24 protein-coding genes and 1 tRNA gene are annotated in these 26,844 nt (G+C 39.4%); 6 read left to right on the top strand and 19 right to left on the bottom strand.

Annotated features, from left to right (window positions below; genetic code table 11):
- Positions 1 to 91 precede the first annotated feature (91 nt).
- From IV67_RS00670 to IV67_RS00655, 4 genes are read right to left on the bottom strand one after another with little or no spacing between them, the layout of a single operon-like run.
- Positions 92 to 307: a YqgQ family protein gene (locus IV67_RS00670; RefSeq protein WP_057786112.1), complete on the bottom strand. Its 216-nt coding sequence runs from the start codon at positions 305 to 307 to the stop codon at positions 92 to 94.
- The gene (locus tag IV67_RS00665) at positions 304 to 1,023 is read right to left on the bottom strand and encodes a rhomboid family intramembrane serine protease (protein WP_057786110.1); all 720 of its coding nucleotides are present in this window, start codon (positions 1,021 to 1,023) and stop codon (positions 304 to 306) included. The genes IV67_RS00670 and IV67_RS00665 overlap by 4 nt, the downstream gene beginning before the upstream one ends.
- Positions 1,024 to 1,027: 4 nt before the next feature.
- Positions 1,028 to 1,582: a 5-formyltetrahydrofolate cyclo-ligase gene (locus tag IV67_RS00660; RefSeq protein ID WP_157050259.1), complete on the bottom strand. Its 555-nt coding sequence runs from the start codon at positions 1,580 to 1,582 to the stop codon at positions 1,028 to 1,030.
- 59 nt (positions 1,583 to 1,641) lie between these two features.
- Positions 1,642 to 3,675 carry a peptidoglycan D,D-transpeptidase FtsI family protein gene (locus IV67_RS00655; RefSeq protein ID WP_057786108.1) on the bottom strand — a complete coding sequence of 678 codons (2,034 nt, stop codon included), beginning with the start codon at positions 3,673 to 3,675 and terminating at the stop codon, positions 1,642 to 1,644.
- 126 nt (positions 3,676 to 3,801) lie between these two features.
- Between IV67_RS00655 and IV67_RS00650 the strand changes: the two genes are divergently transcribed.
- Both IV67_RS00650 and greA read left to right on the top strand, forming a co-directional pair.
- Complete coding sequence (locus IV67_RS00650) at positions 3,802 to 6,447, top strand: YfhO family protein (protein ID WP_057786106.1); 2,646 nt, start codon at positions 3,802 to 3,804, stop codon at positions 6,445 to 6,447.
- 111 nt (positions 6,448 to 6,558) lie between these two features.
- Positions 6,559 to 7,050, top strand: a complete 492-nt coding sequence (gene greA, locus IV67_RS00645) for a transcription elongation factor GreA (RefSeq protein WP_057786104.1) — start codon at positions 6,559 to 6,561, stop codon at positions 7,048 to 7,050.
- Positions 7,051 to 7,128: 78 nt separating this feature from the next.
- Here the strand turns inward: greA and mltG are convergent, their stop codons facing one another.
- From mltG to femX, 5 genes are all read right to left on the bottom strand, one after another.
- On the bottom strand, positions 7,129 to 8,316 hold the full coding sequence (mltG, locus tag IV67_RS00640) for an endolytic transglycosylase MltG (RefSeq protein WP_083486631.1): 1,188 nt from the start codon (positions 8,314 to 8,316) through the stop codon (positions 7,129 to 7,131).
- 86 nt (positions 8,317 to 8,402) lie between these two features.
- Complete coding sequence (pheT, locus tag IV67_RS00635; protein ID WP_057786102.1) at positions 8,403 to 10,826, bottom strand: phenylalanine--tRNA ligase subunit beta; 2,424 nt, start codon at positions 10,824 to 10,826, stop codon at positions 8,403 to 8,405.
- A gap of 8 nt (positions 10,827 to 10,834) precedes the next feature.
- A complete protein-coding gene (gene pheS, locus IV67_RS00630) occupies positions 10,835 to 11,875 on the bottom strand; it encodes a phenylalanine--tRNA ligase subunit alpha (protein WP_057786100.1) in 1,041 nt (346 codons plus the stop codon).
- A gap of 301 nt (positions 11,876 to 12,176) precedes the next feature.
- Positions 12,177 to 12,533 carry a winged helix-turn-helix transcriptional regulator gene (locus IV67_RS00625; protein WP_057786098.1) on the bottom strand — a complete coding sequence of 119 codons (357 nt, stop codon included), beginning with the start codon at positions 12,531 to 12,533 and terminating at the stop codon, positions 12,177 to 12,179.
- Between the two features lie 173 nt (positions 12,534 to 12,706).
- Positions 12,707 to 13,717 (bottom strand): UDP-N-acetylmuramoylpentapeptide-lysine N(6)-alanyltransferase, encoded by a 1,011-nt coding sequence (gene femX, locus IV67_RS00620; RefSeq protein ID WP_057786096.1) that lies wholly within the window; start codon positions 13,715 to 13,717, stop codon positions 12,707 to 12,709.
- A 90-nt stretch (positions 13,718 to 13,807) separates the two neighbouring features.
- Here femX and IV67_RS00615 point away from each other — a divergent pair, with 90 nt between their 5' ends.
- From IV67_RS00615 to IV67_RS00605, 3 genes are all read left to right on the top strand, one after another.
- Complete coding sequence (locus tag IV67_RS00615; RefSeq protein ID WP_057786247.1) at positions 13,808 to 14,578, top strand: TrmH family RNA methyltransferase; 771 nt, start codon at positions 13,808 to 13,810, stop codon at positions 14,576 to 14,578.
- 39 nt (positions 14,579 to 14,617) lie between these two features.
- Entirely contained in the window at positions 14,618 to 15,115 is a 498-nt protein-coding gene (locus tag IV67_RS00610; protein ID WP_057786093.1) for an HD domain-containing protein, read from the top strand.
- 152 nt (positions 15,116 to 15,267) lie between these two features.
- Entirely contained in the window at positions 15,268 to 16,023 is a 756-nt protein-coding gene (locus IV67_RS00605) for a glycerophosphodiester phosphodiesterase family protein (protein WP_057786092.1), read from the top strand.
- Between the two features lie 92 nt (positions 16,024 to 16,115).
- Here IV67_RS00605 and IV67_RS00600 read toward each other — a convergent pair.
- Positions 16,116 to 16,188 (bottom strand) — tRNA-Lys (locus IV67_RS00600).
- A 137-nt stretch (positions 16,189 to 16,325) separates the two neighbouring features.
- Between IV67_RS00600 and IV67_RS09100 the strand changes: the two genes are divergently transcribed.
- On the top strand, positions 16,326 to 16,538 hold the full coding sequence (locus IV67_RS09100) for a hypothetical protein (RefSeq protein ID WP_083486630.1): 213 nt from the start codon (positions 16,326 to 16,328) through the stop codon (positions 16,536 to 16,538).
- A 53-nt stretch (positions 16,539 to 16,591) separates the two neighbouring features.
- Here IV67_RS09100 and IV67_RS00595 read toward each other — a convergent pair whose 3' ends face one another.
- The 9 genes from IV67_RS00595 to IV67_RS00555 form a co-directional block, all read right to left on the bottom strand.
- Positions 16,592 to 17,287, bottom strand: a complete 696-nt coding sequence (locus IV67_RS00595; RefSeq protein WP_057786090.1) for a nicotinamide mononucleotide transporter family protein — start codon at positions 17,285 to 17,287, stop codon at positions 16,592 to 16,594.
- 253 nt (positions 17,288 to 17,540) lie between these two features.
- Positions 17,541 to 18,659 (bottom strand): peptide chain release factor 2, encoded by a 1,119-nt coding sequence (prfB, locus tag IV67_RS00590; RefSeq protein WP_057786088.1) that lies wholly within the window; start codon positions 18,657 to 18,659, stop codon positions 17,541 to 17,543.
- 61 nt (positions 18,660 to 18,720) lie between these two features.
- On the bottom strand, positions 18,721 to 21,090 hold the full coding sequence (gene secA / locus IV67_RS00585; protein ID WP_057786086.1) for a preprotein translocase subunit SecA: 2,370 nt from the start codon (positions 21,088 to 21,090) through the stop codon (positions 18,721 to 18,723).
- A gap of 182 nt (positions 21,091 to 21,272) precedes the next feature.
- Positions 21,273 to 22,769 (bottom strand): glutamate--tRNA ligase, encoded by a 1,497-nt coding sequence (gene gltX / locus IV67_RS00580; protein WP_057786085.1) that lies wholly within the window; start codon positions 22,767 to 22,769, stop codon positions 21,273 to 21,275.
- A 76-nt stretch (positions 22,770 to 22,845) separates the two neighbouring features.
- Complete coding sequence (locus IV67_RS00575; protein WP_057786083.1) at positions 22,846 to 23,946, bottom strand: PIN/TRAM domain-containing protein; 1,101 nt, start codon at positions 23,944 to 23,946, stop codon at positions 22,846 to 22,848.
- 15 nt (positions 23,947 to 23,961) lie between these two features.
- Positions 23,962 to 25,338, bottom strand: a complete 1,377-nt coding sequence (gene radA, locus IV67_RS00570; RefSeq protein WP_057786081.1) for a DNA repair protein RadA — start codon at positions 25,336 to 25,338, stop codon at positions 23,962 to 23,964.
- 9 nt (positions 25,339 to 25,347) lie between these two features.
- Positions 25,348 to 25,890 (bottom strand): dCTP deaminase/dUTPase family protein, encoded by a 543-nt coding sequence (locus IV67_RS00565; RefSeq protein ID WP_057786079.1) that lies wholly within the window; start codon positions 25,888 to 25,890, stop codon positions 25,348 to 25,350.
- Positions 25,891 to 25,981: 91 nt separating this feature from the next.
- A complete protein-coding gene (locus IV67_RS00560; RefSeq protein ID WP_057786076.1) occupies positions 25,982 to 26,266 on the bottom strand; it encodes a GNAT family N-acetyltransferase in 285 nt (94 codons plus the stop codon).
- An 18-nt stretch (positions 26,267 to 26,284) separates the two neighbouring features.
- Positions 26,285 to 26,827, bottom strand: coding sequence for a C40 family peptidase (locus IV67_RS00555; RefSeq protein ID WP_057786074.1), 543 nt, complete (start codon positions 26,825 to 26,827; stop codon positions 26,285 to 26,287).
- Between the last annotated feature and the right edge of the window lie 17 nt (positions 26,828 to 26,844).

The raw sequence follows: 26,844 nt of genomic DNA, 5'->3' as shown, positions 1-26,844 counted from the left end.
GAAAGTTTTCTGAAAACGTTTTCGTTTCCACTTTCAGATTCCATTATAGCGTAATTTGTCAGACAAAAAAACCATTTTTTTATATTCTCATTTAATTTTCACGCTCTTGCTCACGTCGCTCTTCTGCTTCATGTTCGTGTCGCAAGACAAGTTTAATTTGCGCATACTCTTTAGGCTTTAAAATCCCAGCGCGATAGAGATTATCAACTTCAATTGCAGCTAGTTCGATATCCCACAATCGCTTACCTACATGAATATAAATATCAAAATTTTTTAATAAATCTAATACATCTAAAAAGGTCTTCATCGTAATCCCCCATATTGACTCATAATGAGACTAATTATGGCCACGTAAGCACACATTGTCACCAACCAACTTAATCCATTCCACAATGGCTTCACTTTAAATTGGTTCTGTAATGGCTTACGCCACATCAAACCAGTCGTTAATAACAATCCATTTACAAAACCACCTATATGTCCGGTAACGCTAATCCCAGGTGAAATTAAACTGTAAATAACGGATAAGCCAACTAACACCAACATGCTTTTAACCTGATCTCGCCACATGTTGGGTTGTTTGGCTAGCGTCCCCAAGACAACAATGGCACCAAACATACCAAAGACACCGCCTGAAGCCCCGACACTAACCGTTTGCCATGCATCTAGCCACAATGAAACGACATTTCCACCCAAAACACTAGTTAAAAATAGTAAGCCAAAACCCAACTTACCTAAATAGCTTTCCAATATTTTACCAAACCAATATAAGACAACTAAATTACTCAATAGGTGTATGAGTGAGCCATGCAAAAAACCTGCTGTCAGTAATCGCCACCATTCGCCTTGCCCAATAATACTAGGTGCAAACATCGCGCCCATGCGATAAAGTACATCCACATTGATAACGAAGTTATGCGCTAATGCGACTTCAATAACATATACACCAATCATCGCAATTGTCAAAATATAGGTTACGGGGGTCTTTTTAAAGTCATTTTGCCAATGCTTCATATTTTCCATCTATTCATTCACTTTCTAAGCTAATTACTTGTTTTACACGTTGATCGGTCTCTTCAATCGGCCAAGGCGTCTGCTCATAAAAATTTTCTTGTAGTGTCACGCCCACTGTATGCGCTTGTGGTAGCTTGGGTAACCAACGGTCATAATATCCGCCGCCAAAGCCAAGACGGTCACCTGCAGCTGAGAATGCTAATCCAGGGACCAACACAAAGTCAATCGCCGTTAATTGTTCAAATGACTCACCAACGGGCTCTAACATACCAAATTTGTGTCGTTCATAGGTGGTCATTTCATTGATTTTAATAAAGTCCATTTGACGCGCTGGTTTAATCCGCGGCAACAAAACTTGCTTCTGTTGAATCAATGCATTTTGAATTAACAATTGCGTTGAAAGTTCAACATCCTGCGATAATGTTAATGCAACGACATCGGCAGCTTGAAATGTTGGCGTCTGCATGATTTGTGTGGTCAACGCTTGTTGATACGCAATTCTTTGCTGATCTGTTAAATTTTTTAAATGTTGCAACGCATTGTCACGCCATATTTTTTTATCTATCATATTTTTTTCCTTAAAAAAAATGAGTCATATCCATGACTCATTTTAACATACTTAATTATTTATTTTTTCGCTTCAATGTCTTTCCAATAGGCATTATAAACTTCTTTTGCAATATTCATATTCACTAATTCAACATCCTGTGAAACACCTGGGACAACGACTGCCAAAGCAACATCGTGTTCTGGTGAAAAGGCAATCAATGAAGATGTTACGGTTTCTTGTCCATTTGTAAATGTTTCAGCGGTACCAGTCTTAGCATAAATACCTGGCTTTAAAGTCTTAAGCTGCGATCCAGTAACGAACGGACTTGTTCCGTTAACCACTTGATCCATACCTTGCCAAATGAGTTGACGTTGCCCTGGAGTCCAACCAACTGAACCTAATGATTGTGGCGCAACCGTCTGTTGCGTTAAATCATTCTTACCGTTTTCTGAACGTTCATCAATTGATTCAACCACATGGGCTTTCATACGATAACCGCCATTGGCGATAGTTGACGCATATTGCGCCAATTGCATCGTGGTATAAGTATCATACTGTCCGAATGATTCATCCAATGCATTACCAATATGAGCACGATCACTATCACCACGTAGCCCAGCTGTTTCACCAGGTAAATCAATCCCAGTTTTAACGCCAAGTCCAAAGCGATTGAATCCTTCTCGCATCGTTTGGAAAATGCTAGTATCAACACCTTGCAATGACATGCCTGGTGCATATGGTTGTCCAGCTAACTTAAGCATCACTTGCATCACATATGAATTGGAAGAAACTTCTAAGGCCATTGGTGCTGTCAACGGAATTGAGTTTGATCCATTTTTGTTAAAGTACGACGCCTTAACGGGTGTTCCAGATACTGAAATTGGTTGGTCCACAATCGTATTATCTGTCGTTGAAATCGCATTATTCATCAAGCCAGTCACAATCATCGCTGGCTTAACAACAGAACCAACAACCTCAGCACGATTAATTGTTGCCATCGCATCATCTTGAAGGTTACCCGTCTCACTTCGGTTAACACCAGCCATGGCGTAAACACCACCAGTTTTCGGATTCATCACAACGGCGTAAGCACCTTGTGTTAGACCACCTGGAATATTATTTCTTAGAATTTTCTGGACATTCTCTTGATAATTCGCGTTAATCGTCAAGTGAAGGTTACTACCAGCTTTACCTGGGTAAACGACTTTCTCACTCGTCTTACCATCCTTATCCACGGTTACTTCAACACGACGCTTCGTTCCCTTCAAGATATCTTCATATTGCTTTTCTAATCCTGATGTTCCAACCGCATCATCTCGTGAATATCCTTTTTCAATTAATGAATTCACCTGATCTTCTGGTAGACCAGACTTGGATACACCACCAACCAAACCTTCTAATGACTCATCTGTATTTGATGAACCCTTACGCTGGTAATAAATACCCACATTGACACCTGGCATTTTTGATTGGCGCTCACCAACACTGGCAATTTCAGTTTGGGTAACATCTTTTTCTTTAAGATAAACCGTTGAGAGCGCATAGGCATTTTCCATTTTTTGGAAAATCATTGCTTTATTCTTTTGTCCTGCTGAAAGGTTAATTTCATCAGAATTCTCATTGGCATAATCTGTCAATGCTTTGACATAAGCATCAGTGCCTGGCGCACTACTAATATTCCCCGCCTTAGCTAACTCGGCTGCACGATCTTCATCTTGAATATAATACTTAATCTTATTCGCATTAGATAGTTGTTTTGTATCAATTTTAACAAAGTCCCCAACTTCGTTAGCCGTCTTATACATGCTCTGTTCACTCGTATTACGTGGTTTTGTATACGTAATCGCTTGCGATCCACTGTTAGTAACCAATGCCTTACCAGCACTATCATAAATAATTCCACGTTGTACGTTAATCTGTTCAGTACTTGATTCAGCACTATTGATTTCTGCTTTAAATTTATCACCTTGGACTAATTGCAATGACCCTAAACGCCATCCCAATGCTCCGAGCATAATAACGACAATACCTAATAGCACATTTAATCGTGCCGGAATTCGTGACATTGATGATGTATTGTCACGTCCACTTCGCCGTTTTGGTGCTTGCATAATTTGACCCCTTTTTACTTGAATAACTTTTTCTATTGTAGCATACCTATCAAAAAAAATATGTTTAGGTATGTGAATTCTAAATGTGTTTTAATAGTAGTAACTTATTTTTTTTGGAGCGAACGCATGTCTAAACTTTTTAATCCTTTTAAATGGAAACAAAACACCCGAACACTCTGGATGTCATTTTTGCTTCCAGCACTAATTATGACGGCTTATTTTGCTAGTCGTCACATGGCGCCCTTTGGTAATAGTACCCTCTTAACGGTTGATTTAGGGCAACAATATATCGATTTTTTCTCCGCCTTTAAGACCATTGTTACCCAAGACCCCAATCAACTTTTTTATAGTTTTTCTAAAGGCTTAGGTGGTGAAACCTTCGGTGACTGGGCTTATTATTTATTTAGTCCTTTAAACATCATTTTATTAGCTTTTGATAATGTCCATCTCCCGGCTGGAATCTTACTTTTAACCGTTTTAAAATACGGTTTGACCGGTTGGTCGTTTGCCTTTGCCCTTCATAAAATGCATTGGCAACGTGGTTGGGCTTTACCCGTATTCGGGACAACCTATGCTTTCATGGGCTGGTTTGTTGCAAATCAATTCAATTTATTATGGCTTGATGCCGCAATTCTCCTCCCCTTGATTATTTTAGGCTTAGAACAAATGCTTTTGAATAAGTCACCTTGGCGTTTTGTGCTACCTTTGACTGCCATGATGATTATTAATTATTACATGGCGTACATGGTTGGCCTCTTTTTAGTCTGCTACATGTTGTGGCGGATTACTTGGGAACCCTACGGTTGGCGTCTTCGATTAAAAATGCTAGCTAAATTTGCTTTTGGTGCCGTCATCAGTGTTGGCCTATCTTGTTTCACTTGGCTACCTACAGCCTATACCTTAATGAATAGTAAAAGCCAATACATGCTAGATGACCTCCACTGGAAGTTTGACTACTTTGCACCTGATATGCTTGGAAAACTTTTTGGTGGTACTTTTAATTTTGATCAAATGCCAACTGGTTTACCTAATATCTTCTTAGGTAGCTTACCAATCATTTTACTCTGGTTTTTCATCACATCACGTTCAGTGCGTTGGCAAGTGCAAGTCGTGACTGTTTTGATTACAAGCTTTTTGATCGTATCAATGATGTATGGCCCATTAAATCTGATGTGGCATGGATTCCAGTTCCCCGTTTGGTACCCTTATCGCTTCTCATTCGTCTTTTGTTTTTGGATTTTATGGCTTGGTGCCTCTGTCTGGCATCCAAACCTGACCCTCTCATGGTTACAGTCACTATCACTGTTGCTAATTGCTGGTGCCAGTGTTGGATATCTTTACTATCGACTACCCAAACTAAACTTCTTAGATCAAAATCAATTAATTATTGGTAGCTGTTTCTTCTTGCTCCTATTATTAATGATGACGCTTGAAAATCATAATCGCTATTGGCAAATACTGCTAGGCATTACTGTTATCGCTGAAGTAACCTGCGGAACCATCCTGACATTAAACAACTTTAGTTATTTATCTAATACCGAATATCAAACCTATATTCGCAACTTAAATGATATTACGGAGCCGTTAAAACAACCTCAAAAGCACAACTTTTTCCGAGTTGGTCAAGCGTTTGCGCGAACTAAAGGCGATCCATTCCAAGGTCAGTACAATGGTGCATCAACCTTTAGCTCTGCTCTTGAATATCAACAAAGTCGTTACATGGCCTTAATTGGCCAGCCAGAAGGTGATAACTACATTGACTATAATGGCGGTACTTTAGTTTCCGATAGTATGCTCAGTATGAAGTACATGCTTGAAAGCAATAATCAAGAACCTGGTCGCCCAGGTACTCCAGCAAATACAACCATTTTTTCACGTCCAGATACGCAAGGTATTTATACGATTGAAAAAACAAATCCGTTAACCTTGTTAACAAAGAATCCACATGTTTTGCCGGTTGCTTTTGGCGCGAGTCAAAATGCTTTAAATACAAAATTTGAAACTGATAATCCAATGGAAAATCAAAATCGAATGTGGCAAAACATGAACGGTTATCAAAGTGATCCTATTTTTACTGCTGCAAATTTTGAAAATGTCAAAGCGTATAATACCGAAGCACCTAAAAAAATTACAGGTGCCTTCTTGAAAAAAACAGACAAAGGCAACGCTAGCATCACATTAGAATTTACGCCGGATAGTGATAATCCTTACTATTTGACCCTCGGTAATGAAATGAACGACGATAATGTGGAAATTCACGTTAATAATGAAGTCATCAAAAAGTTGCCTTCGCATCGTCATACCATCATTCTACCGATAACGAACCATCGTAAAGGTGAAAAACAAGAAATTACCTTTATCCTCAAAAAGGATGATCTTTGGCTACAAAATGTTACCTTGTATCAAACTAATTTAGAGCTTTTCCAAGAACAAGCCTCATCAATGCAAGAAAATGGCATCCATCTCACTAAAAATTCCGCAACTAATATTTCTGGAAAGATTAATTTGACGGAAAGTCGTCCACTATTGATGACAAGTATTCCAAATACGCCAGGCTGGGAAGTCTATGTTGATGGCAAGAAAACCGATACACAAACAGTTAATAACTTCTTTATCGGTGTTGCACTTAAGGCGGGTGAACATACCGTTACCTTTAAATATGTCACTCCAATGTTGAAAACAGCATTAATCATTTCTTTCGGTAGTTTATTATTTATGTTTGGTTTGGCTTGGTCAGAGAGCTCAAAACGTAAACACAGCTTGAATCGTTAAGATTTACAATAATCAATCTTCAGAACTTTACAAGGGCAATGGGGCATGGTAATGTATTTTTTGAAACCTCTTTGAGGCTTAAAACTATTATTTAATTATAGGAGGCCAATTATGGCTGAAGAAAAAAAGTTCCCAATGACTGAAGAAGGAAAGCGTCAGTTAGAAGAAGAATTAAACACACTTGTAACTGAAACACGTGCCGAAATCACAGAACGTATTCAAATTGCGCGTGGATTTGGAGACCTTTCTGAAAATTCAGAATATCAATCAGCAAAGGATGAACAAGCCTTTACTGAAGGTCGTATTAATACTGTTCGCAACATGTTGGACAATGCTGTCATCATTGATTCTTCTGAAGTATCTGAAGATGAAGTTGCTGCAGGTAAAACATTTACTTTCCAAGAACTTCCAGATGAAGAACCTGAAACGTATTCAATCGTTGGTGGCGCTGAAGCTGATCCATTTGAAGGTAAGATTTCAAATGAATCTCCAATTGCTGAAGCATTGATTGGTCATCGTGTTGGCGATGTCGTGGAAGTTCCGCTTCCAAACGATGCAACCATGGAAGTTAAGATTCTATCCGTCGAACCACTTGCCGGCTAATAAAAAGCACCCTATACAGGGTGCTTTTTTTGTACGTAAATACAAAAAAGACTGTTTCAATTGAAACAGTCTTTTTTCTTAATTATTTGAGTTCTTCTTATCAGCAGCATTACCAACTGATTGATTATTTGATTCAACTCCAGCTTGATTACCTAGATGCTCATCATAACTTTGTGAGTAATAATTCTTTCCTGTCTTTAAATCAGCAACGAAATAAAGGTAACCTTTATCACGATCCTTAGGATTCAAAACAGCGTCAATTGATTCCACACTTGGGTTATTAAATGGACCTGGTCCATAACCAGAAAACTTGTATAAGTTATAAGGATTATCAGATTGGACATCCTTATTAGTTAAATTAGTCTTCTTAGTTTGAAGGGCATATTTTGTGGCAACGTCGGATTGCAATGGCATATCTTGATCCAAACGATTCAAGAAGACACCTGAAATCGTACGACGACTGTCATTATCAACACCTTCACGTTCAACCAATGAAGCAACTGTAAGCAATTCTTGAATGGTCATCCCCGACTTCTTAATTTGTTGGAAACGTGGTTGCATCACAATATATTCTTGCTTTACCATCATTTCTACCAAATCTTCAACAGTCTTGGCATCCTTCCAAGTATATGTCGCTGGATATAGATAACCCTCTAAACGATAACGGATATCTTTAGACTTGCCAGCTGAATCCAACAAACCTGGATATTGCTCTTTCAAAGTGTCGAAAAACTTTTTGTCATTTGTTGCTTTCTTAAATGAGTCAGCACTAAACTTCGTCTTTTCACCAACTTCTTTAGCAATGTCATCAATGTTCTCACCTTCACGAACAATCACGACATTTTTACTGTTGGTTGGCACAGCAGAACCGCCCATACGTAATGCATTAACAACCTGTGGTACGGTCATGCTTGGATTCAACTCATAATAACCGGCCTTTAAATCCGAGTAATTATTTGAAGAAACGTAATAGTTAAAGGCACGCTTTGAACGGATAATGCCAGCATCTTTCAATGTTGCTGCCATCATTTGAACTGATGACCCATCCTTAATACGTACTTCTTTATTCTTTTTTGTATTTTTATCGAGCGCACTATAATTCTTTTGGTCATGTTGAACATAGAAATGATGTCCAACCCCACCAATAATTAAAGCTGCAACAATGATAAGTAGCCACTGCATAAATGATATCTTTTGATACCATTTTTTGTTTGCATTTGCTGATGCTTGTTGTGCTTGTCGTGACTGATATTCATTTTCAGACATGAATGTTGCTCCTTCGTCATGAATTAACTTAATTTTGAACTAAATTCAAGTATATCAGCACCATATATACTATGGCAAGAAACGTCTTAACGAATTTCGGCATCAAACTCTGTCTGCAATGCTTTCGTAATATTATCGATGGCTGCATTAATTTCATCATCAACCAACGTATGGTCATAATTCACAAAACGAAGTGAATAAGCCACTGACTTTTTATCATCTGCAACATTGCTACCCGTATAGACATCAAAGACTGTCACATCATGCAAATCAGCCCCACCATTTTCCTTAATCCGTGCAACCAAATCAGCTGATTCAACCTGCCGATCAACCAAAATTGCAAGATCTCGAGAAATAGATGGATACTTTGAAACTGGCTCGTACGTTGACTTGACACGTGGTAATTCTAAGATTGTCGTAAGATTTAATTCAAAGCCAAAGACTTGACCCACTTTATACATTTTCGTGGTTAATGGATGAATTTGTCCAATAAATCCGACAAACGTTGCCCCAACATAAATGTCAGCTGTTTGGCCCGGATGCATCTCAGGACGGTTAGTATTTGTCTCAAAACGGACATTATCAACAAACCCATAATCAGCCAACAATTGTTCAACAATCCCCTTTAGATAGAAGAAATCTGCTGGTTGTGCCGCCTGATCCCAATCGCGGTCACGCACGTTTCCAGTGACAACTCCCGCAATATGTTCAATTTCTTCTGGTAAAGCAGTCGCCCCATTTGAAACAAAGACACGCCCTTGTTCATACAATGAAACGTCATCTTGCTTACGCGCCACATTATAAGCCACATCATCAAGCAATGATGTTAACAAACTACCACGTGTTACACGACGTTCTTGTGACATCGGATAATTTACTTCAACTGCTTCAGTGGCATCCGCCATCATAAATTGACTTGCTTTTTCTGGTGTCGTTAACACATATGAAATTGCTTGGTTCAGACCCAAACCTTCTAAGGTATGACGTGAATCACGAATTAATTGTTGCTTGGTTGTTAGCTTACCTGGTGTTGTTTCACCAGTTGGCAAGGTAGCTGGTAAATTATCATAACCATATAGACGTGCAACTTCTTCAATCAAATCAGCAGGAATTGAAATATCCCAACGATGTGATGGAATCATAACTGCAAATTCACCGTCTAACTCCTCAAAACCAAATCCAAGACGTTCAAACATGGCCGCGATTTCAGCTGTTTGAATGTCAGTTCCCAAAACATCGTTAATGTGTTGGGTAGAAACTTTAACAACCGGTGCTTCATATGCAAAGTCTTGTGCCACAACACGTCCCTTAGTGACAGTCCCTGCACCAAGTTCTGCAATTAGGGCTGCAGCATGGTCCAAAGCACGGAAGGTTGCCTCGACATCAACACCACGTTCAAAACGCTGTGATGCTTCTGAGTGTAGGTTTTGGTCACGCGCAGCATGACGAATGGCCTTAGGCTCAAAAATAGCAGCCTCAAGCACAACATTAGTCGTCTGATCCGTAACTTCGGTTGACTCACCACCCATTACACCAGCAAACATGAGCGCTTCACCAGCAGAATCAATCACAATGTTACCTGCTTGCGCCTTACGTTCAACACCATCAAGCGTCTTAATCACTTCACCTTCAGTGGCTGTACGTACAGACAATTCATGGGCAGGCAATTGATCATAGTCAAAAGCATGTAATGGTTGTCCATAAGTCAACAACATAAGATTCGTAATATCAACAACATTTGAAATTGGACGAATTCCCATGTTCCACAAACGACGTTGCACCCAAAGGGGTGAGTCTTGTACATGCACATCTTTAATCACACGTACCGCATACTTCTTAGCCAAATCTTCTGGTGCTGTGACAGAAATCAAGCTTTCTGTTGTCTCATCTGATTCTGCTAAGCTAAATTCGGGTAATTGCGCCTTTTCATCCAAAATAGCTGCGACTTCATAAGCTGTTCCATTCATTGATAACATATCTGCACGATTAGGTGTAATGCCTAATTCCAAAATATCATCATCAAATCCAAGCACTTCAAAGGCATCTTGACCAGGCTTTAAATCAGCAGCATCCGCTTCGTCAAAGACCCAAATTCCTGCCTCCAATTCCTTAGGAGCAACACTGTTGTCCATCCCTAATTCTTGCAAAGCAGTTAACATACCGTTTGATTTTTCGCCACGTAACTTGCCGCGACGAATCTTGACACCATCACCAATCAAAGAACCATGCTTAGCCAAAACCACTGTTTGTTCTTCAGCAATATTAGGAGCACCTGTCACAACTTGAATAGGCTCATCTTCACCAGCATCCAATTGTGTAATCACCAAATGATCAGAATCTGGATGTGGTACGACTGATAGCACCTTGGCAATGACAACCTTTTTCATGTCACCTTGTGGGCGTGATTGTCCTTCAACTTCAACTGCAGTACGTGAGATTTTCTCAGCCAACTCATTTGCTGGCAAAGCAATCGGCATATACTCACGAAGCCAATTTACTGATACTTTCATTTTATTTATTATCCTTTCTGATCAAATTGCGTCAAGAAACGTACATCATTGAGATAGAAATTACGAATATCTTCAACCCCATACTTCAACATTGCAAAACGATCAGGTCCAAGACCAAAGGCAAATCCACCATATACGCTTGAATCAACACCCGCTTTTTCTAACACATTTGGATGTACCATTCCGGCCCCTAATACTTCAATCCATTCAATCTCTTCTGGCTTAGTATCCGGAGTAACAGGTCCCCAAGAAACATCGACTTCAACTGAAGGTTCCGTAAATGGGAAATATGATGGACGCAAACGAATATCGTGATCTTCACCAAATAATTGATGCGCAACTGCTAACAATGTTCCTTTTAAATCACCCATTGTAATATGCTTATCAACAACTAACCCTTCCACTTGGTGGAATTGATGTGAATGCGTGGCATCATCTGTATCACGACGGTACACACGACCAGGGGAAATCATCTTCAAAGGTCCCTTTGAAAAATCATGTTGTTCAAGCGTACGAGCTTGCACGGGTGATGTTTGCGTACGCATCAACAATTCATCTGAAATGTAGAAGGTATCTTGCATATCACGTGCTGGATGATCCTTAGGCAAATTCATCATTTCAAAATTATACTTATCTTGTTCAACTTCTGGACCTTCAATAATTTGATAACCCATGCCCATAAATTGATCTTCAAGACCTTCAATAATTTGCTGCAACACATGTGGTTGCCCTTGAATTGCAGGTTGTCCAGGCAATGTTACATCAATCTGTTCTTCAGCTAATTGGGCATCTAGGACTTCTTTTTCTAGCAATGCTTGACGTTCAGCAATTCTATCAGTTAATGCATTCCGAATTTCATTTGCCAATGCCCCAACTTCTGGACGCTCATCAGCTGATAAATCCTTCATACCGCGCAAAACTTCGGTTAAAGAACCCTTTTTCCCTAACTCTTTAACACGTTCTTCATTAAGCTCTTTCAACGTTTTAGCTGCGCTAATACGAAGTAAAGCCTGCTGACGTAATGCTTTTAAATCGTCTTGTAAACTCATTCGTAACTCCTTTTTTCCATAAAAAGAGTCCCTTTGGTAAACAAAATGTTCACCAAAGGGACGCTGATTAACGTGGTACCACCCTGATTTGATGCAGTTATACAAACGACATCCTCATTGTGTTCGATAACGTGAACAACACGAAAGCGCCTTATCAGCGCCTTAACTCCTGGTTGAATCTAAATTGGCTCTCTAATCAGGCTCACACTATTCCCAATTCGCTGTATATTAAGACCAATCTTCTGACCATTCATTGTTGATAGTTTTATTGTACAAAGATATTGCCAGAATCGCAAGCCATTTAGGCTTCTTGCGACTCGCAATCTGTATTCCACTCATCTGACCAATCATGAACGACTTGCATCATCTCACGCATTGATTCCCCTTTTTTCGTCAATGCATACTCAATCAATGCTGATTCATCATACGTGCGACGCTCCACAAGGTCATTTGCTTCCAATTCCTTCAAACGTTCAACCAAAACACGATCTGAGCATTTCACAACTGTTTGTGATAAATCTTTAAAACGCATTGCACCGTTGTTTAGCAATGCTTCAATGATGAGCCCGTTCCATTTGCGTCCTAAAATTTCAAAGGTTGCGACGAACTTATCACAAAGCTTTACATTTTCTACTTCAATTGTTTCATTTTCTGCCATTTACATATCCCCCTAAATCTACAGATTATTTATTTTATTTTTATCTTAGCTTACTTGTATTTTATTACTAACAATAAATAAATACAATATCAAGATGCATATTTTCATAATAGTCACTTATCAGTTTTAAAATAAAAAACCACAGACCAGCTGTGGCATTCTTATCTTATTTATTAATCAGTCACTAACTCATCGTATGCTGCTTGATCCAATACTTTATCAATTTCTCCAATATATTCAAATGGATCTGCTCGCACAAATTCACGCTTGAATTTATACAAACTATCTTCATTTGAGGCTTGCTCGATTCCACCCATATCATACAATTCGATATCTGAATCAAGTGCCCATTGAATCATCTTACATTGAATTGCATAGGGCGCATAATAAACATTGCCATCCATTGAACCGGCATACATATACCAAATTTTCTTACCGTACTTCATGGCAATTCCAGTCGCCAATAAGTCTCCCTCACGTTCAGCAACGAAAATTTGCATTGTTTCAGCATCAAATGCTGCTTGCATCCGTTGGAAATATTCCATTGGACGGTATGTAATTTCATGACGATGTGCCATTGTTTCATAAGTCTTAAAGAACTTCTCTAATTCAACTTCCGTATTACCTGACGTTACTTCAACGCCATCACGGAAAGGACGGCGGAGTTTGTTCTTCTTTTTTGATGGGTAGATGTCCAACGTTTCTTTGGCATCAGGGAACTGCTTCAAGTCTAACACCATGTTTAAGCGTGGTTGAATCGTTGCATGCATCCCTTCGTCCGCCACATTACGATTACGTGTTACATATCCACGAGCTTGTAATACGTCATTGAATTCATCGCTGTAATCAATTTCTGGATCCATTCGCAAAACATAAGCGCGACCATCTAATGCCTCGACTGCCTCTGCTACCAAGGCGTCAAAAGTATCTAAGTCTTCAAAATCCACAACCGGACCCTTTGAGGCATAGGCAAACTTTTTACCAGTTTTCGTATCTGTCAAAAGGATTGACATGGCAGCTTTGATTTCTCCCTGTTCATCTTCTAAATAAACATCTAATGGCTCCCAATTATTTTTAACTTTTGCCCAGTTTAAATCTTGAGTAATATGACCATATGGTGATTGACGCATGAATTCGTTATAACGTTCAACCGCCTTTTGGTCATTTAAATCTAGTACTGGCATTATTAAATCTCCTTTTATACATTTGTTTCAATTATATTGCATTCATTATAACATAAGCAATGTTGAACGAATAAGCGTATAATGGTCTTTATGGAAAATATAACATCTAATCAGAACAGCCGTGTCAAAGCATGGCAAAAGTTGCAAAGTAAAAAAGGCCGTCAAACGAGCCAGACTTATTTATTGGACGGATGGCATCTTGTACAAGAAGCTATTCACCATGATGGACATCTACATGCCATTATGGGTACATCAGCTCAACTAGCAGAGCATCAAGAAGAATTACCACTTGGTGTGCCTGTTTTTGAAATAACATCTGAAATTGCCAAAAAATTATCTGACTTAGTAACGCCACAAGGCATTTTTGCAGAGGTCTCATTACCTACTGCAACCCGTGAACCGCAGTATGTGCATCAAGGGGCCTGGTTATTCTTGGATGGTATCCAAGATCCAGGTAATGTGGGGACAATGGTCCGCACTGCTGATGCTGCTGGATTCACTGGTGTTGTTTTTGGTGAAGGATCTGTCGACCCTTATTCACCAAAGGCTGTCCGCGCCATGCAAGGAAGTCAGTTCCACCTCACCATCACGACTGGTGATTTAATTAACTGGACCCAAACATTCCGTGACAACGAACTTAACGTTTATGGAACGCAATTAGATCCTGAAGCGGCTGACTTATTTACAGTTGCGCCTCAAGCTGATTTTGCACTCGTAATGGGCAACGAAGGTCAAGGTATGCGCCCAGAATTAGCAGCAGCCACTTCACAAAATCTCTTCATTCCATTAACAGGTGAAGCAGAGTCTTTGAATGTCGCTGTCGCTGCTGGTGTCGCTATGTTTGCTTTAAAGCAACGTTAAGCTTCAACACCTATTATTAAAGAACGGAGGTAATTTCATATGAAAAACTGGCGTGAAGATTCTGAATATGTTGATATTGTTGCGGATTTATTGCGGACTGAAAAAGTACAGCGATTAGGTCAATATGTGCAACATCATCATTCAGATCGTTTAACACACTCCATCAATGTTTCGTATGAAAGCTACCGTCTAGCTAAACGTTGGCATTTAGATGCAACAGCCGTTGCGCGAGCTGGTTTGCTCCATGACTTATTCTTTTATGATTGGCGCACCACTAAATTTGAATTAGGTACCCATGCCTATATTCATCCAAGAGTCGCATTGCGCAATGCAGAAAAGATTACCACGTTATCACCCAAAGAACAGGATATTATTCTAAAACATATGTGGGGCAGCACTTCTGCCTTGCCACATTATCGAGAAAGTATCCTTGTTGATATGGTTGATAATTATCAAGCAATTGCGGAATTCTTTTCTCCCGCAACGGACCGATTTAAAAAAATTATGCACCGTAAAAATGTAAGCGAGACAAACTAATTCATTAGTTTGTCTTTTTTATTTAAATTGTCATCTCTGTAAAGAAATCTTTACTTGATTCTTGCTTTTATGTACTGTAAATTTACATCTATCGTTTAATATATAAAGCGTAAACAACTTATCACATTCAACAAAGAAAAGAAGATTTACAAATGACAAAAATTATCGCCCATCGTGGTTTATCTGCTATTGCTCCAGAAAACACATTCTATAGTTTCAATCCAATGGTTGATTATGACTTAGACTGGTTTGAAACCGACGTTTCAATCACTGCTGATGGTGAATTAGTACTCCTACATGATGACCGACTTGACCGAACAACCGATCACAATGGTGAAATATCAGCTCAATTATTCGATGACATCATTGATGCTGACGCTGGAAGTTGGTTTGGCCCTGAATTTGCACAAGCTAGCCTACTTACAATGGATGACCTAACACAGTTCGTTTCTCAAACCGGAATGAATTTAAATCTCGAATTAAAAGGTATTACTGGACCTAACTGCAGCGCGCTTGCTGATCAATTAGTTGCTAAGCTTGTTCCTTATCTAAGAAACATTAATAGCCAAGTCAATCTAATTATCTCTAGCTTTAGTCCAATCATGCTATTAAAGCTACATGCCGCCGCACCTGAATTAGCATATGCGGTACTCTACGATGAGCACCAATTCCTTGATGACTGGCAATTAATCGCAGATGCATGTGACGCACAATATATTCATTTAGACCAAGTTGATGCAACACCCGAAAACATCAACGCCATTCATGCACGTGGTTTCCAAGTTAACGTTTATACCGTTAATGATATTGAAACAGTTAATTACTTAACAACATTAGGCGTTGACGGTGTCTTCACTGATGTTGCACATCAACTGGTGGCACGCAAAGTACCGGCAATGGCCATGTAAATCATAAAAACGTCTCTATCTGAGAGACGTTTTTTTATATACAAATTTAAGCACAAAAAAAGCACATGACAGAATCATGTGCTTTTTTAATATGTCCCCGCACGGACTCGAACCGTGGACCCAAGGATTAAAAGTCCCTTGCTCTACCAACTGAGCTACGGAGACATATGCTCGCTAACAAATTAGCTTACTTAAACTATTATACCTACTCATTAATAAAATTCAAGTCATTTATTTGCTTTTTTCAAGTTTTTTCACTATGCTTTATCTATACAGTCAAATTAGGAACGGAGTATCCCGCCATGAGCAATAAAAATGTGAACGTCCCCAATCAACAGCCTCAAAATGAGAATCAATATTCTGAAGAAAACCTCAAGAAATATGAAGATCATTTGCTAGAAGAAGCTAAGCCACAAGAAAAGCATTATCCACTCAGTGTTAAGCTAATCGTCGTGCTACTCGTCGCGATCATCGTTCTTGGTGTTATCGCTGGAGCTGTGATTGTATTAAGTTAATTTTGACCAAAATAAAACCCCTACTTTCAATTGAAGTAAGGGTTTTATTTTTATTATTGTTCTTGATCTTGCCACACCACGAAAGCAAATCCCCCATTAAAGAGATAATAGATATACTTTCCCACGTTCGCAAAATTTCCTTGTACAATCGCTTTCGCTAATTGTGCAAAATTATAAATAATCCAAAAGCCCCACTCTTCTTTGATTTTTAACACATTCAAAACGTTAGCCGTCAATGATAGTGAAAATGTCAAACTCGCTAAGTAAAAAATTGCATTTACTTGTCCGCGAAAGGCGAGATAGTTCAAGCCAAATCCGACGACAAAGGCACCTACTACCAAAATAGCAAGTAACCATTTATTAACTAAGTGATTAATTTTTCCTTGATAATTTTTCCATTGATGAACTGAAAGCCAATTCACAACAAAAGAGATTGGATAGGTGAAAATAGCCCCCATATTCCCTAATAGATAGTCAATGGTCCCAGAGACCACTGTACTAATAACGCCAATCACATTCCCACTATTTTTATTTTTACCAACTAAACGCGTTGACATCAATGATAGTGAGCTTGAAAGCGCCGAAATCAAACCGAATGGAACATACTTCGCCCACCATTGATTTCCAATAATCGTCGTTGTTAAATCATTAAATAAAAAACCAGAAAAATAAGCTGAAATAAAAACAATCACAACTCCTAGAATATCAAAATAGACACTCTTATTAAGCTTTTGGGCAACAGACATCATCATCATTCCTCCGCATGTTATTAGACAGCGTTACGGCAACCTGTCAGTATTTGTTTTCACTTGCCGAATATACTTAAAACGCAAGCACGTTTGTTATTTTAGAAGCCAAATGGAACCGCGAAATGCTTCCCATTCTTTAACGACATAATGGTAGTCAAAGACTTTTTAACAATAGGGTGTCTTTACACCAATCAGTATACATCAAATTTATATATAAAAAAACGGTTTGAGCAAACTCAAGCCGTTTTTTTCATTATTCTGGATTTTCTGATGCCAACTTCCAACGTAAGTAAGCATCCATAAATTGATCCAACGCACCATCCATGACGGCTTGCGGATTCCCTGATTCGTAATTAGTTCGATGATCCTTGACCATTCGATACGGTTGGAAAACATATGAACGGATTTGTGAGCCCCAACCATTTTCAAGTTGTTCACCCGCAATTTTTGCACGTTCGGCTTCCTTTTTGTCCATCTCTAATTGATACAATTTTGCACGCAACATATTATAGGCAACATCACGATTTTGAAATTGTGAACGCTCTTGTTGCGACGCCACAACAATCCCCGTCGGTTCGTGAGTCAAACGCACCGCTGATGACGTCTTATTAATATGCTGTCCCCCAGCCCCAGATGCACGGTACACATCCATCTTAATATCTGCGGGATTAATATCAACTTCAACTGAATCATCCAATTCAGGCATGACATCAATGGATACGAATGACGTATGACGCCGTCCAGCTGAATCAAACGGTGAAATACGGACAAAACGATGCACACCACGTTCAGAGCGTAGATAACCATATGCATTTCGACCATTAATTTTCAATGTTACCGAATCGATTCCGGCAACATCCCCAGCATGGTAGTCCATAATCTCAACTTTGAATCCATGTTGTTCAGCCCAACGCGTATACATTCTTTGCATGTTGGCACCCCAGTCGGCAGACTCGGTACCACCAGAACCTGGATGTACTTCTAAAATTGCGTTGTTCTTATCGTATGGTTCATTCAGCAATTGTTCCAAACGATAAGCTTCTAAATCTTGACTCAATGCAGCCAAATTATCCGTAATTTCAGCTTGCATATCTGGATCTTCAGGATCCTCAATCAGTAATTCTAAGGCAGCTGTCGTTTCTTCAACTTCATCCTGTAACTTTAAGTAATTGTCACGACGATTTTTTAAATCATTATTTTGATCAATCACTTTTTGCGCCGTTTCATGATTATTCCAGAAATCAGGATGACTCATCTCATCTTCATTAGCGGCAATTTCATCATTCATGGCATCTAAATCCAAAGACTGCCCAAATTTTTCAACTTCTTGAGCCATTTCGCTTAATTGGCGCCGCGCTTCAGCAATTTCCATTTCTGTCCTCTTATCTTTCTAAAGAAAAAAGTCGGGATAAAATCCCGGCTCTTTTTCGTTTTTATTCAGACCGTAGATTTTGACGAATTTCTGATTTCATGAACAAGCGGGTTGAATCGTATTCAATCGAAGCAATCATTTCTTCAAACATACGATAACCTTCTTCTTGATACTCAATCAATGGGTTCAATTGACCATAACCACGCAATTGAATTGAATCACGTAATTGGTTCATATTTTCCATATGTTCCGTCCAATAATTATCCACCACACGTAGCACAACAACTCGCGTAAATTGCAAGAATTGCTCATTATCGCTTAATTGATCATGCTTTTCTTGGTAAACGTCCTTGGCACGACCGTATAGATAATCTTTCAATTCATCACGGTTCTTATCACGCAAATCAGATACCTGCACCGTATCTTGTGGTACTAAGACTGAGCGTGCGAAGTCGTTCAAAGCGTATAGGTCCCATTCGTTATCTTTACCGATGGTATTATTTTCAACAACGCGATCAATTGTGCGTTCAACCATTGGCAAAATAACATCTTCCAATGAATCTTCTTCATCAATCAATTGGTTACGATTACCATAGAATGTTTCACGTTGTTGTGACATAACATCATCATACTGCAAAACATTCTTACGTGAATCGTAATTGTTTCCTTCAACACGACGTTGCGCTGATTCGACAGAACGTGTAATCAAACGATTTTTAATGACTGCATCCTCTTCTTGGATGTTCATTTGTTCCATCATATTTTTCAAACGTTCACCACCGAAACGAAGCATCAAATCATCTTCCAAAGATAGGAAGAATTGTGAATAACCTGGGTCACCTTGACGACCAGCACGTCCACGCAATTGGTTGTCAATACGACGTGATTCATGACGCTCAGTACCAATAACTGCTAATCCACCAATTTCTTTGACCCCAGGGCCAAGCTTGATGTCGGTTCCACGACCAGCCATGTTGGTGGCAATTGTTACAGCACCCTTTTGACCGGCATTCGCAATAATTTCAGCTTCTTTAGCGTGATTCTTGGCATTCAACACATTGTGTGGAATATTACGTTGATTTAGTAAGTTAGCCAGGTATTCTGAAGTTTCAACCGCAACGGTACCAATCAAAATAGGCTGTCCCTTTTGATGCAATTCGTCAACTAATTCAACAACAGCATCAAATTTTGAGTGAAGGTTGGGATAAAGCAAATCTGGATCGTCAACACGTTGGATTGGACGGTTCGTTGGAATCGTAATCACTTCCATGTTATAAATCTCACGGAATTCTTCCGCTTCAGTTTGCGCCGTACCTGTCATACCTGACAATTTGTTATAGCGACGGAACAAGTTTTGGTAAGTAATCGAAGCCATCGCACGATTATCTTCTTGAACTTGAACTTTTTCTTTTGCTTCCAAAGCTTGGTGCAATCCGTCAGAGAAACGACGTCCTTCTTGAATACGTCCTGAGAACGCATCAACAAGCACAACTTCACCATCACGCACAACATAATCCTTGTTATTCAACATGGTATAGTTCGCACGAAGGGCTTGGTCAATATGGTGGGTCAAAGCTGAATTTCCTTGCTCATACAAGTTTGGCAAATTAAACTCTTGTTCACCCTTATCAATTCCTTCATCAGTTAAGTTAACCGTCTTTGTTTCCAAATCAACCGTGTAGTCTTCTTCTTCAACCAGCTTCTTAACAAACTTATCAGCCTTGTAGAACAGTTGCTTATTTTCTTGAGCAGGTGCTCCCGAAATAATCAACGGTGTACGCGCTTCGTCAATCAAAATTGAGTCAACTTCATCGACCAAGGCAAAGTTAAGTGGCCGTTGCACACGATCTTCCTTACGTGCAACCATGTTATCACGTAAGAAATCAAATCCGATTTCTGAGTTAGTTGAATACGTAATGTCTGCATTATAGGCTTCACGCTTTTCTTCTGGTCCCATTTCAGAAACATTAATCCCCACAGTTAGTCCTAACCACTTGTAGAGTTCTCCCATTTCTTCACCGTCACGTTCTGACAAGTATTCATTAACCGTCACAACGTGGACACCTTTAGCTGGAAGGGCATTCAAATAAACCGCCATGGTAGCCGTCAAAGTTTTACCTTCACCAGTACGCATTTCGGCAATATTTCCACCATGCAAAACCAATGATCCCATGATTTGCACCTTAAATGGGAACAAACCTAAGACACGCTTGGCTGCTTCACGCACAACAGCAAATGCTTCTGGCAAAATATCGTCTAAAGTTTTACCGTTTGCTAATTGTTCACGGAAATAAAGAGTTTTAGCTTGTAAGTCGGCATCTGACAAGGCCGCTATTTCATCTTCGTAAGCCATCACTTGATCAGCTGTACGAGATAATCGCTTTAGTGTACCGCGATCACTTTCAATTATTTTTCGTAATGGATTCGCCATTCTGAATCTTCCTTTGTTTCTAATTTTTTAAATTTTTAATTACATTTAGTATGTCATCACAAGCATTCGCAATTTGTTCGATAACCTTATTATTTTAACATTAATTTCAATATTATCATACCCATGCGCGCACAACATAAAAAACACAATTCAACAGGGAATTGTGTTTTTTAATCTATCTGTTATTGAAAATCTTTAATATTAGCTAATGTTTGTTCACGACCCAATAATTCGAGCAATGAACCTAAGTTAGGTCCTTGTTCTTGACGGGTTGTTGCAATACGAAGTGGATTCCAAAGATTACGGGCACGAATACCTGTTTCATTTTGAATTTCACGAACCGTTGCTAAGATACTACTTGCATCAAAGATTGGCAAAGCAGCCAACTTTTCACTAAACAAGTTCAATAGCATTGGGACATCTTCCCCAGCCATCCACTCTTTTTGTGAATCATCGATTTCATCTGCCTTTGGCATATTGAAAAAGACTGGTTGAATTAATGGCACAATTTGGGCTGTGTATGACACACCGTCCATATAGACATTCATAACTGAACGCAACCATTGCATCTTTTCAGCTGTAAGTGCAGCAGGATCAACAAGTTCAGACTTAACAAGTTGTTGCATCAACTTATCAAAGACCATATCTTGGTCCCCAGTCTTAATCCATTCATTGTTAATCCATTCTAGCTTTTTATTATCAAATTTAGCTGGTGACTTTGATAGACGCGCTTCATCAAATTGCTTAACCAATTGCTTTTTGTTGAAGATTTCTTTTTCACCAACAGGTGACCAACCAAGCAAAGCAATAAAGTTCAGCATTGCTTCAGGCAAATAACCCAATTCACGATATTGTTCGATGAATTGCAAGATTGTTTCATCACGCTTTGATAGCTTCTTACCTGTATCAGCATTAATGATTAATGACATGTGTCCGAAAAGTGGTGCTTCCCAGTCAAATGCTTCATAAATCATCAATTGCTTAGGTGTATTTGAAACATGATCATCCCCACGAAGGACGTGTGAAATCTCCATCATGTGATCATCTACAACTACCGCAAAGTTGTAAGTTGGCATGCCATCAGCTTTTTGAATGACCCAGTCACCACCAACTGTATTTGAGTTGATTTCAACGTGGCCCTTAACCATGTCATCCCAAGCATATACCTTATCTTCTGGCACATGCAAACGCACAACGTATGGCAAGCCCTTTGCTTCAGCATCAGCTTGTGCTTGAACAATTTCTTCATCGTTCATTCCGGCATATTCATACACATAGTGTGGTGCTTGCTTAGCTGCTTGTTGCGCTTCACGTTCTGCTTGTAATTTTTCTGATGTTTTGTATGACTTATAAGCCAAACCACGATCCAATAAGTCTTGAATCAATGGCTTATAAATTTCCAAACGTTCTGATTGACGATATGGTCCATACTCACCTGGATTAGCTGGTGATTCATCCCAATCTAAACCAAGCCATGCAAGATTGTCTAATTGTGAGTGTTCACCATCTTCAATATTACGTGTTTGGTCAGTATCTTCAATACGAACGATAAATTCACCATTATAGTGGCGGGCAAATAGCCAATTAAATAGTGCTGTTCGGGCATTTCCAATGTGCAAATGGCCAGTTGGTGATGGCGCATAACGCACGCGAATCTTCTTTTCAGTCGTTTCAGTCATAATAAACCTGACTCCTTTTATGTGTTTTGTCATCTTCTAATATACCGCCGAATCACAATAGATTCAACGTTTCATCCTAAACGATTTTCGCAAAAATCATGCGTCCTGCATCTGTTTGCAGAGCAGATGTCACTTCAGCACGCACCTTATTTTGCAATTGGTCCCGTCCATCTTCGACCACAACCATCGTTCCATCATCTAAATAACCAACCGCTTGTTGCCGTTCAGTTCCATTCTTAACGAGTAACACTGATAGTTCATCGCCCACTTTAATACTTGGACGCAGTGCCCCAACTAAGGCATTCAAATTCAAAACTTGAACATTCTGGAACTGGGTTACCTTATTTAAATTAAAATCATTTGTTACCAAGGCAGCATCTAATTCTTTAGCTAAACGAATCAATTTTTCGTCAACTTCTTTAATATCTTCGTAATCGCCTTCCCACATTTCAAGGGAAATCATATCTAACTCACGCAATTCATTCAGCACATCTAGACCACGACGGCCACGAACGCGCTTAATTTCTTCGCCTTTATCAGCTAAATATTGCAATTCGTATAAAACAAAATTAGGAACCAGCAGGGTCCCTTCAATGAATCCAGTTTTGACGATATCTAAAATACGCCCATCAATCAAGATATTCGTATCTAGAATCTTATAATGATGGAAATTAGCTTCTGTACTAACTTCCTCGTCAACCTTCTTCTTACCCTTAATTTTCGTAATACGGGCCTTATTATTCAAATAAGGAATCATATTACGCCATTCATCTAAGCGTGTTGTACCAAGACGGAATCCCAAATAACCGAATAATACCATAATAAAAACCGGGATAACCGTACTTAACAACGCACCATTATTCATTCGTTGCAATGGCGTCGTTAAGACAACGGCAATTGCAAGACCAATCAAAGTTCCCAACGAACCAACCAACAAAAGCAAGGTTGATTGTTGATTCAAATAATTTTCCAGATCATGAATACTACCGTCGACATATTGCCAAGTCGGTAAACTCAACAAATAAAATAACAATCCACCTAACACAAAACTCACAACATAATTATTTAACCATAAATTATCTTGCACGCCCATCACGTGCCATAAAATAGGCAGAACGTTTATTGCTAAGGCCCCACCAATCATGATGTAAGCGATTTGAATGACTCTTTTACGCATATTCAATCACCTCCATTAATCCAATGCTTGGGCTAAAGCATCCGATAATGTTTTAACACCAATCACTTCAATATCTGTAATATCGTTTTTCTTATCTTCTAGCGCTTTCTTAGGGACAAAAATACGCTTAAAGCCAAGTTTTTGTGCTTCTAAGACACGATCAAGCATTCGCGGTACACGACGAATTTCACCTGTTAGTCCAATTTCCCCAACAAAAGCATCACCCACATGTGTCTCTTTGTCACGATAACTCGAGGCAATCGCAATTGCTAATGCTAAGTCAATCCCAGGCTCATCTAATTTAACACCACCAGCTGCTCGTACATAAGCATCTTCATTTTGCATCAATAAGTTAGCACGTTTTTCAAGCACAGCCATCAACACTGATACACGATTACGATCAATCCCAGATGCCGTACGTTGGGCGTTCCCAAATACAGTTGGTGTCACCAATGCTTGAACTTCGACAAGCACTGGACGTGTACCTTCTAATGCAACAACCACAGCCGAACCACTGGCATGATCAAGGCGTTCTTCTAAGAACATTTCTGAAGGATTCGTCACTTCACTTAAGCCCTCATGAACCATTTCAAATACGCCTAACTCATTTGTTGAGCCAAAACGATTTTTGGCCGCACGTAACAAACGATAACTTCGTTGATTATCACCTTCAAAATACAGCACCGTATCAACCATGTGTTCCAAAATTTTCGGACCCGCAATCGCACCTTCTTTAGTAACGTGTCCAACAATAAAGATGGTAATGCCATTTGTTTTTGCAATTTGCAATAATTCAGCCGTCGTCTCTCGAATCTGTGAAACAGACCCAATCGCAGATTGCACATCAGGCTGTTGCATGGTTTGAATCGAATCAATAACCACAAAATCTGGCTTTGCTTCATCAATCGCCTTACGAATGTGCGACATATCAGTTTCTGGATACAAATAAAATTCCGCATCCCCTTGTACGCCTAAACGTTCTGCCCGTAATTTAATCTGTGAAGCACTTTCTTCCCCAGATACATACAAAACGCGTTGCCCATGACTCGATAAATCACCAGAAATTTGCAAAAGTAATGTCGACTTACCAATCCCGGGATCACCACCAATTAAAACGAGTGAACCAGGTACAATCCCACCGCCTAAAACACGATTAAATTCATTTGATTCCGTTAAAATACGTGGTGTTTCTTCTATATCAACTTCATTAAGCCGCTCAACCTTTGCAATTTGTCCCGCCAAATTAACTCGTGATTTACGGTCTACCTTTTCTGTTTGTTGAACTTCTTCAACCAAAGTCCCCCATGCTCCGCATGTTGGACAGCGTCCCATATAGCGTTGTGATACAGCGCCACAATTTGAACAAACAAATTGTGTTTTTGCTTTCGCCATTACATCTCCTTATTTAACTCCAGAACTTCCAAAGCCTCCTGTTCGGTCAGCTTTTTGGTCCAATGCATCATCATCTGTTACCAAAAACGGCATAAAAATCCCTTGTGCAATGCGTTCTCCCTTTTTAATCGTACGATCAGTAAGGCCCCAATTGATCATTTGCACAAAGATTTCACCTTCATTTTGATCATTATCAACATAATCTGCATCAATAATCCCCACACCATTCGGTAATACCAAACCACGTTTCAGTGGGTTAGAAGAACGATTAGCAATCATCAAATACTCTTGTTCCTCCATATACACTTTAGTTCCAGTTGGAACTAATAATGGCTTTATATCAGCCTTAGCAGCTAACATTTCTTCAGTTGTCAATGCTTCCCCAATGCGCATTTTCTTCAATACACGTAAAAAAGGTAAACGCCAGATTGAAGGCAATGTAAAATCAGTTGCAGCTTGCAAATCATAGCCAGCAGCTTGTTGCGTTGCACGCTTAGGTAATGCTAGGTTTTCATCTTGATATTTAGTAACAATTGCAAATTTTCGTGCCATTTCGCGCTCTCTTTTCTTATAAAGTCATACAATCCATTATACCTAACTTGAAAGCATTAAAAAAGCGAACATTATCATGTCCGCTCGTTTCTTAATGCGTCTTCACATCGTCATATTTTGATTCCCGCATAAATGCTGTTTTTACATACACACACAACGGTTTCAATTTCACATTTTCTTGCCGAGCAAGCTCAGCCAAAGCATCTAATAGTTGTGCCGCAATCCCTTGTCCTCGGAAATCCGGATCAACAAAAGTATGCGTAACATCCCACACTTTTGTATCCACATGCTCGGTGTAAAGAATTTCACCAACAACCTGATGTGCATCATTTTCTAAAAAAAGACGCCCTGGTTCATGTACAAATTGATTTTGCATAACAGTCACTCCTCACTATTAGCGTAGGCTACCAACAAAATCTGGTAACCAAGTTGATGAAATCGGTTGAATGACGACCCCACCGCCTAGTAAATCAACGGTAATATAACGGCCACCGCCAAGATAGACACCCGCATTGGTAATTAAAAGCTCAGTGCCCCAAAAAACTAAATCGCCAGGCATAGCAGTATCCACCGTAACAGCATCCACCGTTTGCCATTGTTTCTGAACATTAATAGGAAAACTGACCCCGTAAATGTGATTATAGATGTATTGAATTAACCCACCTACATCAAAGCCAGTCTCTGGCGTGTTGCCTTGCATAAGATATGGTTTGCCATCCACCTGGTCAATAACATTCCACAAACTCGCACGCATGCTGTCCATCACCATTTGCATCATCGTATTCTGTATTTTTTGTGTATTCGTTCCAGGAGTGAAGTATGCAGAAATAATCTGAAAAGCACGTTCTCCTTGTGGCGGTAGAAATTGAATTTCACTATCCACTACACCAGCATCGTTCACATGCGTTACTTTTCCCGGTTCATAATTATATGGCATAACTCATCCCTCCTTTT

The organism is Weissella minor (assembly GCF_001437425.1).
Classification (GTDB): domain Bacteria; phylum Bacillota; class Bacilli; order Lactobacillales; family Lactobacillaceae; genus Weissella; species Weissella minor.
Note: the sequence above shows the minus strand (reverse complement) of the source record. Positions and strands in the feature narration are given on the sequence as shown.